At 50.6% G+C, this 18,926-nt stretch carries 14 protein-coding genes; 11 read left to right on the top strand and 3 right to left on the bottom strand.

Features of this window, described 5'->3' with window-relative positions; translation table 11 throughout:
* Positions 1–8 precede the first annotated feature (8 nt).
* The 3 genes from DXA87_RS01485 (at position 9) to holA (ending at position 4,604) form a co-directional block, all read left to right on the top strand.
* Positions 9–947 carry a GerMN domain-containing protein gene (locus DXA87_RS01485; protein ID WP_015555043.1) on the top strand — a complete coding sequence of 313 codons (939 nt, stop codon included), beginning with the start codon at positions 9–11 and terminating at the stop codon, positions 945–947.
* Between the two features lie 28 nt (positions 948–975).
* Complete coding sequence (locus DXA87_RS01480; RefSeq protein WP_158552988.1) at positions 976–3,351, top strand: DNA internalization-related competence protein ComEC/Rec2; 2,376 nt, start codon at positions 976–978, stop codon at positions 3,349–3,351.
* Positions 3,352–3,626: 275 nt separating this feature from the next.
* On the top strand, positions 3,627–4,604 hold the full coding sequence (gene holA, locus DXA87_RS01475) for a DNA polymerase III subunit delta (protein WP_117503059.1): 978 nt from the start codon (positions 3,627–3,629) through the stop codon (positions 4,602–4,604).
* 424 nt (positions 4,605–5,028) lie between these two features.
* Here holA and rpsT read toward each other — a convergent pair whose 3' ends face one another.
* Positions 5,029–5,292 carry a 30S ribosomal protein S20 gene (gene rpsT / locus DXA87_RS01465; protein ID WP_021905348.1) on the bottom strand — a complete coding sequence of 88 codons (264 nt, stop codon included), beginning with the start codon at positions 5,290–5,292 and terminating at the stop codon, positions 5,029–5,031.
* A 180-nt stretch (positions 5,293–5,472) separates the two neighbouring features.
* Between rpsT and gpr the strand changes: the two genes are divergently transcribed.
* Positions 5,473–6,534 (top strand): GPR endopeptidase, encoded by a 1,062-nt coding sequence (gpr, locus tag DXA87_RS01460; RefSeq protein ID WP_117503057.1) that lies wholly within the window; start codon positions 5,473–5,475, stop codon positions 6,532–6,534.
* A gap of 163 nt (positions 6,535–6,697) precedes the next feature.
* Positions 6,698–8,050, top strand: a complete 1,353-nt coding sequence (locus DXA87_RS01455; RefSeq protein ID WP_242998000.1) for a stage II sporulation protein P — start codon at positions 6,698–6,700, stop codon at positions 8,048–8,050.
* Between the two features lie 17 nt (positions 8,051–8,067).
* On the opposite strand, the gene DXA87_RS01450 is transcribed toward DXA87_RS01455, so the two are convergent.
* On the bottom strand, positions 8,068–9,426 hold the full coding sequence (locus DXA87_RS01450; protein ID WP_117503055.1) for an MATE family efflux transporter: 1,359 nt from the start codon (positions 9,424–9,426) through the stop codon (positions 8,068–8,070).
* A 458-nt stretch (positions 9,427–9,884) separates the two neighbouring features.
* Between DXA87_RS01450 and lepA the strand changes: the two genes are divergently transcribed.
* The 5 genes from lepA (at position 9,885) to glgD (ending at position 16,569) form a co-directional block, all read left to right on the top strand.
* Positions 9,885–11,699, top strand: coding sequence for a translation elongation factor 4 (lepA, locus tag DXA87_RS01445; protein ID WP_117472280.1), 1,815 nt, complete (start codon positions 9,885–9,887; stop codon positions 11,697–11,699).
* An 82-nt stretch (positions 11,700–11,781) separates the two neighbouring features.
* Positions 11,782–12,795, top strand: coding sequence for an NUDIX domain-containing protein (locus tag DXA87_RS01440; protein ID WP_117503054.1), 1,014 nt, complete (start codon positions 11,782–11,784; stop codon positions 12,793–12,795).
* Positions 12,792–13,931 carry a radical SAM family heme chaperone HemW gene (gene hemW, locus DXA87_RS01435; protein WP_117503053.1) on the top strand — a complete coding sequence of 380 codons (1,140 nt, stop codon included), beginning with the start codon at positions 12,792–12,794 and terminating at the stop codon, positions 13,929–13,931. The genes DXA87_RS01440 and hemW overlap by 4 nt, the downstream gene beginning before the upstream one ends.
* A 296-nt stretch (positions 13,932–14,227) precedes the next feature.
* Positions 14,228–15,436 carry a glucose-1-phosphate adenylyltransferase gene (locus tag DXA87_RS01430; RefSeq protein ID WP_117503052.1) on the top strand — a complete coding sequence of 403 codons (1,209 nt, stop codon included), beginning with the start codon at positions 14,228–14,230 and terminating at the stop codon, positions 15,434–15,436.
* Positions 15,430–16,569: a glucose-1-phosphate adenylyltransferase subunit GlgD gene (glgD, locus tag DXA87_RS01425; RefSeq protein WP_117503051.1), complete on the top strand. Its 1,140-nt coding sequence runs from the start codon at positions 15,430–15,432 to the stop codon at positions 16,567–16,569. The genes DXA87_RS01430 and glgD overlap by 7 nt, the downstream gene beginning before the upstream one ends.
* Before the next feature lie 203 nt (positions 16,570–16,772).
* On the opposite strand, the gene DXA87_RS18300 is transcribed toward glgD, so the two are convergent.
* Positions 16,773–17,486: a 3D domain-containing protein gene (locus tag DXA87_RS18300; protein WP_015555032.1), complete on the bottom strand. Its 714-nt coding sequence runs from the start codon at positions 17,484–17,486 to the stop codon at positions 16,773–16,775.
* A gap of 382 nt (positions 17,487–17,868) precedes the next feature.
* On the opposite strand from DXA87_RS18300, the gene hrcA reads away from it, so the two are divergent.
* A complete protein-coding gene (gene hrcA, locus DXA87_RS01415; protein ID WP_117470917.1) occupies positions 17,869–18,921 on the top strand; it encodes a heat-inducible transcriptional repressor HrcA in 1,053 nt (350 codons plus the stop codon).
* The last annotated feature ends 5 nt before the right edge of the window (positions 18,922–18,926 follow it).

Below are 18,926 nucleotides of genomic sequence, written 5' to 3'. Positions count from 1 at the left end.
GGAGAAAAATGAAGAAATTTAGGATGTTTCGGGTGTTTTTTCTCCTCTTCGCGGTCCTGTTCGCCTTAAGCGGCTGTACGGGAAAGACGACCGTGGAGCAGAGCGGAAATGCCTATACGATCTACTATTTAAACACGTCCGGGATCCAGCTCGTTGGAAGCGAGTACCGGACGGAGACGACGGACCTGGATGCACTGGTCCGGGAACTTCTCGATAAGATGGGAAATGTGCCGGCGGATCTCGACTGTCAGAGAGCGCTACCGGAGCGGATCGAAAAGATCACCTACCGGATCGAGGGGAATGTTCTGTATTTATATGCAGATGCCAACTATGCGCTGATGAATTCGGTGCAGGAGATCCTGTGCCGGGCGGCGCTGACGAAAACACTGACCCAGATTCCGGATATCGAGTATCTGAGCATCTACTGCGCGGAGCAGCCGATCACGGACGCTGCGGGAAACCCGGTGGGAATGCTTTCCGCCTCTGATTTTGTGGACAGCATCCGCGATGTCAACTCCTTCGAGCGGACGGAGCTGACGCTGTATTTTGCCAATGAGGCGGGAGACCAGCTGGTGGAGGAAAAGCGGGAAGTTATGCAGAACAGCAATACATCCCTGGAGCGCCTCATCGTGGAACAGCTGATCGAAGGTCCTCAGGAGCTTGGACATTATGCGACGATCCCGTCAGATGTGAAGCTTTTGAATGTGTCCGTCAATGATTCGGTCTGCTCAATCAACCTTGACGCGGCGTTTTTAAACAGCACTCTGGATGTGGCGGCATATATTCCGATCTATTCCATCGTGGATTCCCTTGCGGAGCTCTCGACGGTGAGCCGTGTGCAGATCCGGATCAACGGATCCCAGGACGATGTGTTCCGGGACCAGATTCCGTTAAGCACGGTATTTGAACGAAATTACGATTATATCGTAGGAGGAAAAAACGATTAAAAGGCCTTTGCTGTGTGTGACAGGGGGATTGGTACTTGGAGAGGCACTGAACCTGTGGATCCCGGCAGAGCAGATGATTTTTGGACTGGCAGTCTGGCTGCTCTTTTTGGTGTGCGTGTTTGCCCGCCGGAAGAGCAGATATGGGCTGCCGGTCTTTCTTTTTGTGGCGGGAATGTCTGCCGGATGTCTTCGGATGGGAGCGGAGCAGGCGGTTTTCTCCCGGGAGGAGGGATTTTTCCGGGAGGAACATGAGGATGGCGTGGTTCTTCAGGGAACTGTCCAGTCGGTGAAGGAGAAGGATGGGACGCTGGAGGTCGTGCTTAGGGATTGCGCAATGGAAGGTAAAGATGGGGAGTCTGGTGAGAAGCTTCGAAGAGTTTTATGTTATCTGGATGTGAATAAAACAGGGGAAGCAGCTGAGGCGGTTTCGAAGCAAAAACCATCACCCGCTGTCGGTGAGAAAATCCGAGTCTTCGGAGAGGGAAAAGCGACAGATCCGGCGAGAAATCCTGGGGCGTTTGACTACCGTCTGTATTGCAGGTCCCGCGGAATTTCCGGGATCATCTATGTGGAGGGATATACGGTGACTGGCGGGAAGGTACATGTATTTTCGGACAGCCTGTACCGGATCCGGAGGTGCTTTTCTGAGCAGTTAAAGGCGATCGCTCTCCCGGAGGACGCTGGAATTCTGTCGGCGGTTCTCTTTGGGGAGAAGGATGATCTGGACAGTGAAATTTATGAACTTTACCGGAAGAATGGGATATCCCACCTCCTTGCCATCAGCGGGCTTCATGTCTCCATTGTGGGGCTGGGAATCTGGAAGATTTTCAGGAAAGGCGGGGCGGGGTTCTGGATCTCCGGGATCTTCGCAGGGGGATTTCTCTGCGTCTACGGCATGATGGTGGGCAGCGGCGCGTCTGTGGCCCGGGCGGTGTCAATGGCAGGGCTCTCCTTTCTCGCGGCGGCCGTAGGGCGGACATACGATCTTCCGACGGCAATGTGTATTCCGGCGGCAGGATTGCTGCTTGCTCATCCGTATCTGCTGTCCCAGGCGTCCTTTCAGCTGTCCTTTCTTGCGGTGACATCACTGATCTATCCCGGCAGGCTTTTTTCTTCGCGGGGGGAAAAGCTTTTTACGGATGAAAAAATATCTGCGGTAGCGTCCGCGTTCTTTACAAGTCTTTCGATCCAGGTGGTGACAGCGCCGGTCATTCTCTGGCATTCTTTTGGGATACCGGTCTACGGGGTGTTCTTAAATCTAATTGTGATCCCGCTTATGGCGTATGTGGTCATATCGGGATTTCTTGGACTAGGTCTGTCTTTTTTATCAGAATCGGTTGGGGGTGCGATGCTTGGAGGCGCGCATTATATTTTGAAATTTTATGAGGTGATATGTAATTGGACAGGGGAGCTTCCGGGGGCAGAGCTAGTGCTGGGGCAGCCGGAAATATGGAAAATTGGGTGTTATTATGGATTGATGATATTCGGAGCAGTTGTTTATGAGAGGGGGATGGAGATTGCGGAAAATAAAAAACATCGCCTGGTGTTATTATGCGCCGCCTGGCTTGCGGCATTTCTTTTCCTGCTCCCATCCCGCCAAACCGGACTCTCTGCCACATTCCTCGACGTAGGCCAGGGCGACGGAATCGTTCTGCGCTCCGAATCCCATACGATCCTGGTGGACTGCGGCAGCAGCCAGCAGAAATCCATCGGAGAGAAGGTTCTGGTGCCGTATCTCAAGAGCCAGGGGGTGACGCGTCTGGATCTTGCGGTCATGACCCACGGGGACCAGGATCATATGAACGGGATCCGGTATCTTCTGGAACACCCGGAATCGGGAATCCGGGTGGGAGGTCTCATGATGCCGGAGGCGGGAAAGGATGAGATCTACGGAAAGATGGCGGAGCTTGCAAAAAAGCGGGATATTCCTGTTTTTTATGCCAAAAAGGGAGATATATGGAATAACTTTCCGGGAAAAGGAATGTCCATGGAATGCCTGTCGCCGGATGGCGGAACAGAGTTCACGGACCGGAATGAGGAATCCCTGGTGTTCCGCCTGACCTACGGACGTTTTTCCATGCTCCTCACGGGAGATATGGAGACATCCGGGGAGGAAACACTTTTGACTTCCGGCGTTCTGACTCCGGTGACGATCTTAAAAGCCGGACATCACGGTTCCGCCACCTCATCCAGCGAAGAGTTTATAGAAAAACTGTCCCCATCCGTGACGATCCTCTCCTACGGAAGAAAGAACCGGTACGGACATCCTGCGGAGAAAGTCCGGGAGCGGCTTTTAGAACATGGATCAAAGATCTATGAAACAGGCCTTTCCGGCGCTGTCATGGTCCGGACAGATGGAAAGAAACTCAAAATAAAAACGATGCTTCCGCTTGACACAGACTGACCGTGCTTTACATCGGAAGGAAAAGTTTTAATTTCCGCTTACAAGGATTTTACAAAAAGTCCGTTTTGCATTTTACATCGCGTTTCTATAATGCATTTTGTCTGGAGGAAACAAAATGAAAGGATTCTATTTTTCATCGACGCTCATGTGGGACGCCGATGCAGAGACGCTCATGAGGACGGCAGCGAAGAATGGCGCGGCTTGACCGTATTTCGGATATTTGATAAAATAAGAAAAGTTTTAGATGATCAATACGACAGTTCACGGAGGCGGCTATGCAGATATTAAACCAGGATATTAAGGATAAGACGTTTAAGAGGGTCTATTTATTGTTTGGGGATGAGCCGTTTCTTGTGAATAGTTATAAAAAGCGTCTCCGGGAGGCGATCGCCGGGGATGACACGATGAATTATAATTATTTTGAGGGCAAGGGACAGGATGTGAAAGAGATCATTAGTCTCGCGGACACCATGCCTTTTTTTGCTGAGCGGAGACTTGTGCTGATCGATGGCAGCGGATTTTTTAAGAGCAGTGCGCCGGAGGAGCTTGTGAATTATATCCCGGAGATCCCGGAGTCTACATGTATGGTGTTTGTGGAGAATGAGGTCGACAAGAGGAATAAGCTCTACAAGAAGGTGAAGGACAACGGGTATGCAGCGGAATTAAAGAAGCAGGACGCGGACCAGCTGATGCGCTGGGCCGCGGGGATCCTTTCGAAGGACGGGAAGAAGATCACACGCCAGGTCATGGAGTATTTTATGGAGCGGACCGGGGATGATATGGAGAATATCAGGATGGAGCTGGAGAAGCTGATCTGTTATACCATGGGGCGCGAGGTGATCACGAAGGACGATGTTGAGGCAGTTGGGACGGTTCATGTGACAAACAGGATCTTTGAGATGGTGACGGCAATCGTGGCGGGGAATACGAGAAAGGCGATGGATCTCTATGAGGATCTTCTGACCTTGAAGGAGCCGCCGATGAGGATCTTGTTTTTGATCGCGAAGCAGTTTAACCAGCTTCTGCAGGTGAAGGAATTGGCGGGGAAGGGGGCGCAGAAGAGTGAGATCGCGTCCAGGGTGAAGGTACCGCCGTTTGTGGCGGGGAAGCTGATGGCGCAGGCGAGGGCGTTTACGAGGGAGCAGATTCTTTCTTATGTGGAGTTTTGTGTGGAATCGGAGGAGGCTGTGAAAACCGGTCGACTCTCGGATCGGTTGGCAGTGGAGTTGCTGATTGCGAAGAAGTATGAGTAAGGTTGGATCAACTTGGCAAAAGGACGCGCAGGCCTGGCTTCGGATTCGGATGCTGGTGGATTTCAGGGGCGGTTCCTCTAGGCTTGCAGAAAAATGCTAAGGGCGGAGAAAAGGTGACACAACTCGCTGCGCTCAGACAAGTGTCACCTTTCCTCCAACGCATTTTCCTGCGAGCCAAGAGGAAGCCAGAGCCCCCGCAATCAGGCATCCGGGTCCGAAGGCAGGCCTGCGCTGGGGGTTGGATGGAGCTGGGTACATTGACCGGTGCTGGAGCTGGATCCGATAAGAAAGATCGAGCAGGAGTCTCCGAACCTGCTGGGTACATTGATCGGTGCTGAGATATAAAAAAGAACCGCTGTTTCTGACACACCTCGGAAACAGCGGTTCTTTTTATTTATGCGTAATAATCCAGTTCGATGATAAATTAAGCCATTGCGCTTACAGCTTTAGCCAAACGGGATACTTTTCTGGAAGCGGTATTCTTGTGATATACGCCCTTGGAAGTAGCCTTATCGATTTCGCTTGTAGCAGCAAGAAGTGCAGCCTGTGCAGCAGCCTTGTCACCAGCAGTAATTGCAGCCTCTACCTTCTTAACGAAAGTTTTCACTTTGGATCTGATTGCTTTGTTTCTAGCAGCTCTTGTCTCTGCTACTACGATTCTTTTCTTTGCAGATTTGATGTTAGCCAATCTGTACACCTCCATATTATTTTAAAAAATTATCTCTGTTTGTTTTGCATCAAAGCCTGGACACGGACAGTTCAATGTAAACATACTATTATATTTTAGCGAATATTTCCCGGTATGTCAATACATAAATTGCTTTTTTGCGAGAAAAATAAGGAGAAAGTTGAGATAGGAGGCGTATTTATGAGACAGGCGGATGTGGAGTTTACGGTGAGGACGGATCTGGCGCTGGAGGAGAGGGAGAAGGTGCAGGGGAGTGAGATTCCGGGGATCCGGATGCGGGAGTGGGAGAAGGAGGAGACTGGGATCCGGGTGACGGAGGTCGCGGTGTGTGATGAGAGAGGAGAGAAGGCGCTGGGAAAGCCGGTGGGGATGTATTTGACGGTGGAGGCGGCTTCGCTGGCGAAGAAGGATGATGATTATCACAGGGAGGTCTCGGAGGAGTTGGCGGGGCTTTTGCGGGGGATGCTAAAGGAGCATGGGCTTGAGACGGAGAAGATGGGGCGGCCGGTGAGAACTCTGGTCGTTGGCCTGGGAAATCCGGAGGCGACGCCGGATGCTTTGGGCCCGAAGGTTTTGGAGCATCTTCAGGCGACGAGGCATCTGGAGCTGGAGTATGGGACGGATTTTTGCAGGAAGCACGGGTATCCGGTCTTAAGCGGGATCACGCCGGGGGTCATGGCGCAGACGGGGATGGAGACGGCGGAGATCGTGAAAGGCATTGTGCAGGAGACGGAGCCGGACGCAGTGATCGTTGTGGATGCGTTGGCGGCGAGAAGTGCCGGGAGACTGGGAGTCACGGTGCAGCTATCCGATACGGGGATCCAGCCGGGATCCGGGGTCGGGAATCACCGGAGCGGGCTGACGGAAGAGACACTGGGGATTCCTGTGTTTGCGATCGGGATCCCGATGGTCGTCGGGGCGGCGGCGATCGTGTATGATACGGTTGGGGCGATGACGGAGGTGTTGAGGGAGAAGATAGGGTGTGATGTTTTGGAAAAAGATGATGAGGTAATGGAAGCAGAGGACTCGGACAGGGATCGAAATGGTGAAAAGAAAAGAAAATCCAGAGAGAAAAAGCTGGAAATTCTTCGGGTAGAAGAATCTTATGAGCTTGTTAAGGAACTCTTAAAGCCGGACCTCGGTCCCATGTATGTGACGCCCCATGATATTGATGAGCGGGTGGATTTTCTGAGCTTTACGATCTCGGAGGCGATCCATGAGGCGTTGTTCAGAACTGCATAGATTTGCGTGATATATGTGAAAAACTCTGCATTTTTTATTCGGAAATGGCTGTTGGTGCCTGGCTGATATGGTTCGGATTTTGCGGCGGCAGTATGGTTGCGCAGGTACTGAATAACCGCACATTCACATAAACTGTAAAGAAACGGCGAATCAGGCGGCAGATATGAGGCGGAGATGGTACTATTTTAAGCGGATGCTTCAGGCGGACCGCCTGTTTGTTGTGCAGATGATCGGAAATATCATCAGGATGATCCAGTATGCCGGGCGTTGGATCGTGTTGGCGGTGGTCTGCGTGGCGGCGCTGTATTTCGGACGTGGGTTGTGTGCGGGCGCATGGAAGGATTTCTATGAAAATTACGCGGTGCGGATCGCGGATGATGTGGTGCGGGGTTTTCTTCCGGCGTGGAAGGAGGATGAGGGTACGGCTTTTTATCTGGAGAGCAGAAAAAATGGCAGCAGGCGGACAAAGGAGCATGAGGAGATATTTGGGATCGAGAATGAGAATGGGGTGCTGCGGGCAGAATGGATCGCAGACAGGGAACAAAATCAGGGAGTTTACGGAGATGATCGTAGGAAGAATGCATGGGGAAGCGGAAATGCGGATGAAAATGCACAAGACAGAACAAAAACAGAAAGTTCAGAAGAATGGGGGAATTCGGGAAAAAGCGGAACTGGAGAAAACGGATCATCCCAGAATGAAAAGACGACACTCGCAGGTCTGCTCGCAGCAGGAACCTTCAACACCGGAAATTCCGGCATCATTTTAGAAAAACTCAACGATTACGACTACCTGATGAAAAAATTCTACAACGTCCACCCCACAACAACGGCGGGCCGGGACCTGATGCGGGCGGAGAATTTCCTCGCCGCGGACCTTTCCATCGAAAAAAACGCCGACATCCCCCAGATCCTGATCTACCATACCCACTCCCAGGAGACCTACGCCGACTACCCGGAAAATTCGGAGGCGGACGTGATCCACCTCGGAGAGTGCCTGGCGAAGCTTCTCAGGGAAAAGGGGTACAACGTGTACCATGATGAGAGCGTCTACGATTACCGGAACGGAAAGCTGGACCGCAGTGCGGCGTATACCTACGCCCTCGACGGGATCTCTGGTCTCCTGCAGAAATACCCGTCTATCGAGGTGGTCTTGGATGTCCACCGGGACGGCGTCTCGGATGGGACGAGACTTGTGACGGAGATCGACGGGACGGAGACCGCGAAGATCATGTTCTTCAACGGGACATCCATGAGCCCGGACGGCCCCATCGAGTATCTTCCGAATCCAAATCTCAAGGAAAACCTGGCGTTCAGCTTCCAGATGCAGCTTCTGGCTGCTGGAAAATATCCGGGACTTACGCGAAAGATCTATTTAAAAGGCCTCCGCTATAACGAGCATGTCCGGGCGCGTTCCGCCCTCATCGAGGTGGGCGCCCAGACAAACACGTATGCGGAGGCGAAAGCGGCGATGATGCCGTTATCCGATCTCCTGGATCAGGTACTGACAGGAGAATAACAGAACATGGGAAGAGGTTACATATTGATCTTTTTCTCCCATTTTCCGGACATATAGTAGAGCTCTACGAGAACCGAAGCTACGATCCAGCCCACCGGGTATCCGAATCCGACAACTGCGGCTGTATTGCAGATCGAGGTCGCGATATAGAGATAGATCTGGCGGAACAGGACAAAGGAGAACAGCATGATCAGCATCGGTGTCCTGGAATCTCCGGCTCCGCGCATCGCGCCCGCAACGACCTGGTTCGGGCAGCAGAATGCCAACATGAACACGTTCATCCGGAGAAACATGGTTCCGTACCGGACAACGTCAGGCTCCTGGTTGAAGACTGCGACGAGCCGCGGAGCAAAGAGGAAAAGAATCCCAGCGCTGGCGAATGTAATGAGGAGTGCCAGCCGGAGCGCCACACCGGTTCCTTTTTTCGCGCGGGGCAGATTCCCGGCTCCAAGATTCTGGCTCATAAAGGTCGTGGATGCCTGTCCGATACTCTGCATCGGAAGAAAGACAAACTGGTCGATCTTTGAGTAGCTGCTCCATCCGGCCATACAGCTGGATCCGAAGGTGTTGATGTAGGACTGGACATACACGTTGGAAAATGATGTCAGTGACTGCTGAAATCCTGTCGGAAGTCCGACCATGAGGATCTGCCGGAAGATTTTTTTGTTGATCCGCAGGTCCTTCCAGGTCAGGCGGTAATTCTCCGTGCTTCTGGTGAGAACGATGAGCACGAGAATTGCGGAAATAAACTGGGAGATGATCGTCGCGTATGCAACCCCCTCGATGGCCATACCGAAGCCCACTACAAAAAGAAGGTCAAGGCCGATATTCATGACACTGGAGAGACAGAGGAAGTACAGCGGCCGCTTCGTATCGCCAACGGCACGCAGGATAGCACTTCCCATGTTGTATACAAGCAGACCGAAAACGCCGGAAAAATAGATCTTTAAGTATACGGAGGCGGACGGCAGGACATCATCCGGTGTGGACATAAACTTTAACATATAGGGGGCAACAAAGATTCCAAGACCTGTAAAAATGATCCCACAGATGAAAGTCACTGCCATCGTGGTCTCCACGGCAATGTGAAGCTTTTCATCATCGTGGGCTCCGTAGTACCGGCTGATGACGACGCCGGCACCAACAGAGGTACCGGTAAAGAACATGACGATCATGTTGATGATGCTGGTGGTGGAACCTACGGCGGCGAGAGCATGGGAGCCGACAAAGTTTCCAACAACGAGACTGTCCACAGTGTTGTATAGCTGTTGAAAAAGGTTTCCGATCACGAGAGGAACCGCGAACATGATCAGGAGCTTTGTGATGGACCCTGAGGTCATGTCCATGGACTGCTGTTTTTTCTGAGTTTGATTCATATGTTATCTCCCGGGCAGCTATTCAGAAAACGCAGACTGGTCAAGGAATATACAGGATCTGCGAACATGCAGGATAGCTGCTGAAATGATAGAAAAGGTGGACGGGTGACGGGACGAAGAAAAGTCCTGAATATACGTGACAAAATGTTAATTAAAGTCTAAATCAGAATGGATGGAATGTCAATTGATTTTACAACACATAAAAGAATTGTAATTTGTCAGCTTTTTGTCTATTTTTTATCACATCCAAACCTCATACTACTGCTTGCGCGGAAACCTAAAAAATGCTATATTTAACATGATAAATTGCCATTTCTGTCCCCGAGGGAGAAATTCCTGTGTATAAAGGTATTTTCTGATGGACCGAACGATCAGGAGTAAAGATCTGGTGGTCCGACAAGCAGTGACAGAGAAATGGATCATATAAAGAAGAAATCATATAGAAGAGAGGAACATGAATGGTTCATTATTCCCAGGATAAAATCAGAAATTTCTGTATCATTGCCCATATCGACCACGGTAAATCCACGCTGGCGGACCGCATTATCGAGAAGACCGGTCTTTTAACCAGCCGTGAGATGCAGGCCCAGATCCTTGACAATATGGATCTTGAGAGAGAGCGCGGAATCACGATCAAATCCCAGGCAGTCCGCACGGTTTACAAAGCAAAGGACGGCGAGGAGTATATCTTTAATCTGATCGATACCCCAGGTCACGTTGACTTTAACTATGAGGTATCCCGAAGTCTTGCGGCGTGTGACGGTGCGATCCTTGTTGTAGATGCAGCTCAGGGTATCGAGGCCCAGACGCTTGCAAATGTGTATCTTGCCCTTGACCATGATCTTGATGTTGTCCCGGTCATCAATAAGATCGACCTTCCGAGCGCTGATCCGGATCGTGTGGCGGAGGAGATCGAGGACGTGATCGGACTTGAGGCTCACGACGCACCGAGGATCTCTGCAAAGATGGGACTCAATATCGAGGATGTTTTGGAAGCGATCGTCCATAAGATCCCGGCTCCGAAGGGGGATCCGGAGGCACCGCTTCAGGCGCTGATCTTTGACTCACTCTACGATTCCTACCGCGGTGTTATCGTATTCTGCCGTGTGAAAGAGGGAACCGTGAAGAAAGGCACCCCGATCCAGATGATGGCGACGGGAGCTTCCTACGATGTCGTTGAGGTCGGATATTTCGGCGCAGGCCAGTTTATCCCCTGTGATGAGCTCCGGGCCGGCATGGTTGGATACATTACAGCCAGCATCAAGAATGTGAAAGATACCCGCGTGGGTGATACGGTGACGAACCGCTTAAATCCGTGCGCGGCCCCACTTCCGGGATATAAGAAGGTAACACCGATGGTGTACTGCGGACTCTATCCGGCGGATGGAGCGAAATATCCGGAGCTCCGTGATGCCTTAGAGAAGCTGCAGTTAAACGACGCGTCTCTGTTCTTTGAGCCGGAGACATCCATCGCGCTGGGCTTCGGATTCCGCTGCGGATTCTTAGGGCTTTTACACCTGGAGATCATCCAGGAGCGCCTGGAGCGCGAGTACAACCTTGACCTCGTGACGACGGCACCGGGCGTTGTATACCGGATCCACAAGACGAACGGCGAGGTGATCGACCTCACGAACCCGTCCAACATGCCGGATCCGTCGGAGATCGAATATATGGAGGAGCCGATCGTCTCCGCAGAGATCATGGTGACCACAGAATTTGTGGGCGCGATCATGCAGTTATGCCAGGAGCGCCGCGGCGTTTACCTCGGCATGGAATATATGGAAGAGACGCGTGCACTCTTAAAGTATGAGCTTCCGTTAAACGAGATCATCTACGACTTCTTTGACGCGCTGAAATCAAGATCCCGCGGTTACGCGTCCTTCGACTACGAGTTGAAGGGATACGAGCAGTCACAGCTTGTAAAACTCGATATCCTGATCAATAAGGAAACTGTGGATGCCCTTTCCTTCATCGTGTTTGAGGGATCCGCTTACGAGCGCGGCAGAAAGATGTGCGAAAAGCTGAAGGATGAGATCCCGAAGCATTTATTCGAGATTCCGATCCAGGCCGCTGTGGGTGGCAAGATCATTGCCCGTGAGACGGTGAGAGCCATGAGAAAGGATGTCCTCGCGAAGTGCTACGGCGGCGATATCTCCCGTAAGAAGAAGCTTCTCGAGAAGCAGAAGGAAGGCAAGAAGCGTATGCGCCAGGTCGGAAACGTGGAGATTCCGCAGAAGGCGTTTATGAGCGTTCTGAAGCTGGACGAGGAGTAAATTAAAATATTGATTCAGATAAAAAGTCCATTTCAGATCGTTCGAAGAAATGGACTTTTTTGCACATAGATGAGGAACTATTATGAAGCTTACAACATTATGCTACATTGAAAAAGATGACAAATACCTGATGATCCACCGTATCAAGAAGAAACATGACATCAATAAGGACAAGTGGATCGGCATTGGCGGGAAGTTTGAGCGGGGGGAGAGCCCGGAGGACTGCATCTTGAGGGAGACAAAGGAAGAGACAGGTCTGACACTCACAAGCTATAGACTCCGGGGCGTTCTGACTTTCATGTACAATGAGGATGATGACGAAATGGAGTACATTTTCCTCTACACGGCGGATGGCTTTACAGGTGAGCTGGCGGACTGCAATGAGGGAACCCTGGAGTGGGTTCCTAAGACTGAGATCGACAGTCTGAACCTCTGGGAAGGCGACCGGATCTTCCATCGGCTCCTCGACGAGGACGCGCCGTTTTTCTCCTTAAAACTCCGCTACCAGGATGATCTATTAAAGGAAGCGGTCCTGGACGGAAAGCCGCTGGAGCTTCTTGATCTCCTCGATGAGAATGGAGAACCGTCGGGAGAGGTGAGAGAGCGCACACTGGTCCATCTCAACGGTGACTGGCACCGGACGAGCCATGTCTGGGTCGTAAGAAGACGGGGGGACGGCGGACATGACCTGCTTTTACAGAAGCGGAGCCGAGGGAAGGACTCCTTCGGGGGCTGCTACGATATCTCCAGCGCCGGGCATATTCCGGCGGGACAGGACTATCTGGAGTCGGCGCTCAGGGAGTTGAAGGAAGAACTGGGAATTGCGGCAGAGCCGGAAGACCTGCGGCTTGTCGGGGTCCATGACGGACGCTATGAAGGCGAGTTCCATGGACGGATCTTTAAGAATCATGAGAAGAGTCATGTTTTTGCTTATGAAAAGCCGGTAGAGATCGAAAAACTCAAGCTTCAGAAAGAAGAAGTGGAGTCTGTGAAGTGGATGCGGATCGAGGATGTCCTGGCGGCGGTGAAAGCCCATGATCCGGGATACTGCCTGTTCGAGGACGAGATCGAGATGCTCAGTGAGGTTCTCGCATGAACGGGGGCATGGAATTATATCTGCACATGCCGTTCTGTGTGAGAAAATGCGCTTACTGCGACTTCCTTTCATTTCCGACGGACCAGGAGACCCAGAACCTGTACACGAGGCGGCTCAGGGAAGATATTGACGCCATGGGAAAAAAATACGGGGACATTCCGGTAGATACGATCTTTATCGGCGGCGGAACCCCGTCCGTGCCGGATTCGGCGCTGATTGTCGGGATCATGGAACATGTGCGGAAGGCGTTTCATGTGGCGGAAGGCGCGGAGATCTCCATGGAGGCGAACCCTGGAACCGTGACAAGGGAGAAACTCACAGATTACAGGCGGGCCGGGATCAATCGCCTGAGCTTTGGACTCCAATCAGCAAATGACAGAGAGCTAAAGCTTCTCGGCCGGATCCATACCTGGGCGGAATTCCTGGAGAGCTTCCATCTGGCCCGGGAGTGCGGGTTCACGAACATCAATATCGACCTTATGTCAGCGTTGCCGGGACAGACCCGCGAGTCCTGGAAGGACACCTTAAAGCGGGTCACGGACCTGAATCCGGAACATATCTCGGCGTACAGCCTGATCATTGAGGATGGAACTCCTTTCGGTGAGAAGTACGGGAGCGAAGAGGGACGGAAACTTCTTCCCGACGAGGATTCCGAGAGGGAGATGTACCACGAGACGAAGCGGTTCCTGCGGGACTGTGGGTATGAGCGGTACGAGATCTCAAACTATGCGAAGCCGGGGAGAGCGTGCCGCCACAATATCGGTTATTGGACAGGCTTGCCCTACCTGGGACTGGGACTCGGGGCATCCTCCTACATGGACGGCTGTAGGTTTGCGGTCAATTCCGATATGAAGCAGTATCTGGAAGAAAAGCCGGGGATGTTTACGGATGTGGAAAAGCTCACGAAGAAAGACATGGAGGAGGAATTCTTCTATGTGGGACTACGGATGACAGCGGGGGTGTCCCTCCCGGAGTTTGAGCGGAGGTTCGGGGTGTCCGCGAAGGACGTCTATCCGGGGCTCATGGAAATGTTTGTGGAGGAAAAAGCGGCAGTATTTCAGGGCGACCGGTTCGTTCTGACGGATTATGGACTTGATGTAAGCAATTATATTATGGCGCAGTTTCTGCAGGACTAAAGATCCTGCGGAGACCGCGCTTTTTTCAGCCGTAGTTTTCGATGTCAGAGATCCTGCGTGGAGTGAAAAAGGGCATGCATGCTGAGAAAAAACAAGTAGATCATAAGCGTAGCTTAAATGGTACAGAGGATAAAAAAGCAGAATACATATATAGATTATGTAAAAAACATGGTAAAAGTGCATAAAACCACTATCAAAAACGGCAACAATGTGATATGATTTGTACAATCCAATGAAATGCATGGTTGTACATTTTGCACGGAGAGACTGTATCCAAAAAACAGGGGGATATTATTATGGCTAAGGAAATGATCGCAATGCTTCTTGCAGGCGGCCAGGGTTCAAGACTCTATGCACTGACACAGAAGCTTGCAAAACCGGCAGTCCCTTTCGGCGGGAAATACAGAATTATTGATTTTCCGCTCTCGAACTGCGTAAATTCCGGAATTGATACCGTGGGAATTCTGACCCAGTACCAGCCGATGGTACTGAATGAGTATATCGGAAACGGCCAGCCGTGGGACCTCGACCGTCTTTACGGTGGAGTACATGTGCTGCCGCCGTATCAGAAGGCATCCGGTTCCGACTGGTATAAGGGAACCGCAAACGCAATCTATCAGAACATTCCGTTCATCGAGCGCTACGATCCGCAGTATGTGATCATCTTATCCGGTGATCAGATCTGCAAGCAGGATTACAGTGATTTCCTGCGCTTCCACAAGGAAAAAGGCGCAGAATTCAGTGTCGCGGTTATGGAAGTGCCGTGGGACGAGGCATCCCGTTTTGGTCTGATGGTGGCGGATGGGGACGACCGGATCACAGAGTTTCAGGAGAAACCGAAGAACCCGAAGTCGAATCTGGCTTCCATGGGAATCTATATCTTCAACTGGGATATCTTAAAGAAGTACCTGATCGAGGATGAGGCAGACCCGAATTCCGAGAATGATTTCGGAAACAACATCATTCCGAACCTCTTAAAAGACGGACGGAAGATGTACGCGTACCACTTTGCGGGATACTGGAAGGACGTTGGAACGATCTCATCCCTCTGGGAAGCAAATATGGAGGTTCTTGATCCGGAACACAGCGGGATCGATATCTTTGATGAAAACTGGAAGATCTACAGCCGGAACAGCGGTATGACCGGTCACAAGATCGGCTCCAACGCAGTCGTTGAGAATTCCATGATCACAGACGGATGCCGGATCGACGGAAGTATTAAGCATTCGATCCTGTTCTCCGGTGTCAGGGTAGAAAAGGGAGCAAAGATCGAAGATGCCGTTGTCATGGGCAAAACGGTCATAAAGACCGGAGCTGTTGTAGAACACTGTATCGTCGCGGAAAATGTTGTGATCGGTGAAAATGCCGTTGTTGGATCCATGCCGAAGGGGGAAGAACACGGCGTTGCGACGATCGGTTCCGGAATCACCATCGGAAAGGGCGCAAAGATCGGCCCGAACGCCATGGTCAATAAAAATGTGGAGGATGGTGAAGAACAATGGTAAATTCCAATGCAAATGCGATCGGTATTATTTTTCCAAACAGTTATGATAATCTGGTGCCGGAGCTTGCGGGTGACCGCCTGATGGCATCAATCCCGTTTGCGGGACGTTACCGGATCATCGACTTCCTGCTCTCCAGTCTCGCAAACTGCGGGATCAGCAATATTGCCATCGTGGTACGGGAGAATTATCATTCCCTGATGGACCATCTGGGCTCCGGACGAGCGTGGGATCTTCTCAGAAAAAACGGAGGCCTCAGTATTTTTCCGCCCTATGCGGAGAAAAATATGAAGGTCTACAGCGGACGCGTCGAGGCACTTGAGAGCATCCTTCCGTATCTGAAAAGCAAAAAAGAAAAGTATGTGATCATGATGGACGCCAATATCGCGGTGGATTTTGATTTCAACGCAATGTTAGCGGAACATATCGAGAGCGGTGCCGATGTGACGGTTGCCTACACAGAGCAGGAGATTCCGGCGGAACTGATCCGCGCAGGTTCCCACGGGGATATGTATTACACGTTAAAGCTTGATGACGGACGCGTGAGACGGATCTTTATGAATTCTGAAATGTGTGGAAAACAGAACCTCTCCATGAATATTTATATTATGGATAGAGAAGCACTGATCGATAAGATCCATGCGGCATTTGTACGTGGATCCTCCTGCTTCGAGCGCGATATCCTTGCGCCGCGTCTTGAGAAGTACAACATCCGCGGATATAAATATGATGGATATTACGCGAGGATCTGCGGCTTAAAGAGCTACTTCGATGAGAATATGAAACTTCTCGATGATGAGAATCTGGACGCACTGTTTACCGGCGGTCAGATCTACACAAAGATCCGTGATGACAACCCGACAAGATATATTAACGGATGTAAGACAAAAAATAACCTTGTGGCTGATGGCTGCGTGATCGAAGGCGATGTGGAGAACTGTGTTCTCTTCCGAGGCGTTAAGATCGCGAAGGGCGCAAAGATCAGAAACAGTGTCCTGATGCAGGATACGGTGGTGAATGCAGGCGCACGGCTGGATTACGTTGTCACAGACAAGAACGTGACGATTGAGGTTGGCCAGGAGCTGAAGGGAACGGATACACAGCCGTTTTATGTGGCGAAGGGGCATACTGTTTAAAGATAGGAGCAAGCCTGTGAATTCAGGAGAGGTCCTGACTCACATAAGATATGTATAATTAAGAAAGGGAATCTTTCATGAGCATTTTCACATGCTCTGGAGAGATTCCCTTTTTTGCCATGCAGCAGGAAGAATTTATTAGTGGATGTCCTTCCAGTCCTGTCATATATCGGGTGGAAACTCATATAACGGGGCAGATGAACTTAAGACTGGATCAGATAGACCTCAGACCGCTCAACGCCGTGATCTCTTGTTTCCGAATGTGTGTTGTAAAAAATATCGATATGTTTTCCTTTGACACCGCCTCCGACGTCCTCAGCGATATACTCGACACCATCGATCAAAAGGTGGCTTCCAAGCGGAATGACCCGCGGGTCAACGGCTACGGTGCGGCTTGCGGTCGCCTGGGTTCCGGTCTTTGTGAGACGGCCGTAGCCCTCGGAGCAGCTTCTGCACGGGCAGTAAGCTGTGGTCTTAAATGTACCTAAGGAAACGAGGGTGGCATTTTTGATGATCTTTGTTGCAGTATTGTACTGGTAAGCTAACGGAAGTGCTGTGCCGTTCACGCTGAGCTTGATCATGTAGGTATCATCCGGGATGGAGGACCAGTCGATCATGATCTCAAAGCCGTGGGCACCGTTTCCGATGCCGCTTTCCTTTAAGTCATTGCGCTCGATATCAGCTTCGGCGGTCTCAGATAAAAGAGACTCGCCTGTATGGGAGTTGGCCACAGTGACGGTGACGGAGACCGGGGTATCCGGGGCAGCGGAGTTCCACGCCCATCCGGAAACCTTATTTCCATCGATGCTGTCCAGGTGGCCAGAGTTTTTCGGGGTACTTGCGAATGCACATACGGTGTTTAAGAGCATCGAAATGACGGTCAGTAAAACACAGATGGTCAATCTAAATTTCTTCATATAACAATCCTTTCTTTTTTTGTTTCATATCTATTACAAATTATATGCAGATATGTAATAGAAATGTAACAATTTGGAAACAAGTATGTATTATACATAATTTTCCAAATTTGTCAAGTTTTTGGGTATTACTGCCAGGACGCAAACAGTCCCCCCATATGGCAGAAATGTTCTTAATGTGACGCAAAGCCCCCGGGATTCACAGGAAAATCCAGGGGAAAGCCGGGCGGATCCTGTAAAATCCTGGTAGAAAAAGGCGATGAAAAAAATAGTGAAAAAAATGTGAAAATTATCAAAAGCCCTTGACAAACAACACACTAAGTAATATAGTAACAACTGTAAATGTTAGCACTCCTCAATAAAGAGTGCTAATAAAGAAGAGGTGAGAGTTTTGGAACTGGATGAGAGAAAAGAAAAAATTTTAAAAGCGATTATCCAGACGTATCTGGAGACCGGTGAGCCGGTGGGATCCAGAACGATTTCCAAATACTCGGATCTGAAGCTCAGCTCCGCGACGATCCGAAATGAGATGTCTGATCTGGAAGAACTTGGTTACATCATTCAGCCGCATACCTCGGCGGGACGAATTCCTTCCGATAAAGGTTACCGTTTCTATGTTGACCAGATCATCAAGGAAAAAGACAGTCAGGTCGAGCATATGCAGGAACTTATGATCCAGCGGGTAGACCGCGTGGAACTGCTTCTGAAGCAGCTTGCAAAGGTTCTTGCCAACAATACGAACTATGCGACCCTGATCAGCGGACCGAGTTACAACCAGACAAAGTTAAAGTTTATCCAGCTCTCGAAGGTGGAGGAACACAAACTTCTGGTGGTAGTCGTTGTGGAAGGAAATATTATAAGAAACTCCTTTGTTACGATCGATGAGGAACTCAGTGACGAAGAGCTTCTGAATTTAAATATTCTTTTAAACAGCAGCCTGAACGGTCTGACGATCGAGGAGATCAACCTTGGCGTGATCGCAAAAATGAAAGAACAGGCCGGATCCCACAGAAGAGTGGTGGATCTGGTGCTGAATGAAGTCAGCGAAGTGATCCGCTCCCAGGACGAAGATCTCCAGATCTATACCAGCGGGGCAACCAATATTTTCAAATACCCGGAGCTTTCCGATACGGAAAAAGCGAGCCAGCTGATCGGTACTTTGGAACATAAAGAACTTCTCAGGGGACTGATCGACGGGCAGCAGCAGAATAAAACGGATGATCCGGACAATGAAATTCAGGTCTATATCGGAGATGAAACTCCGGTCCAGAGCATGAAAGACTGCAGCATCGTAACCGCAAATTATGCGCTCGGCGATGGGATGCGCGGAACGATCGGTATCGTGGGACCAAAACGAATGGACTACGAAAAAGTCGTATCGACCTTGAGATCGTTAGTTGCGCAGCTGAACGAAACGTTTAAAAATGAAAGGTGAAGAGA

It is taken from the genome of Desulfotomaculum sp. OF05-3 (assembly GCF_003435535.1).
GTDB classification, from domain to species: domain Bacteria; phylum Bacillota; class Clostridia; order Lachnospirales; family Lachnospiraceae; genus Pilosibacter; species Pilosibacter fragilis.
This window is presented reverse-complemented; position numbering and strand designations above follow the sequence as displayed.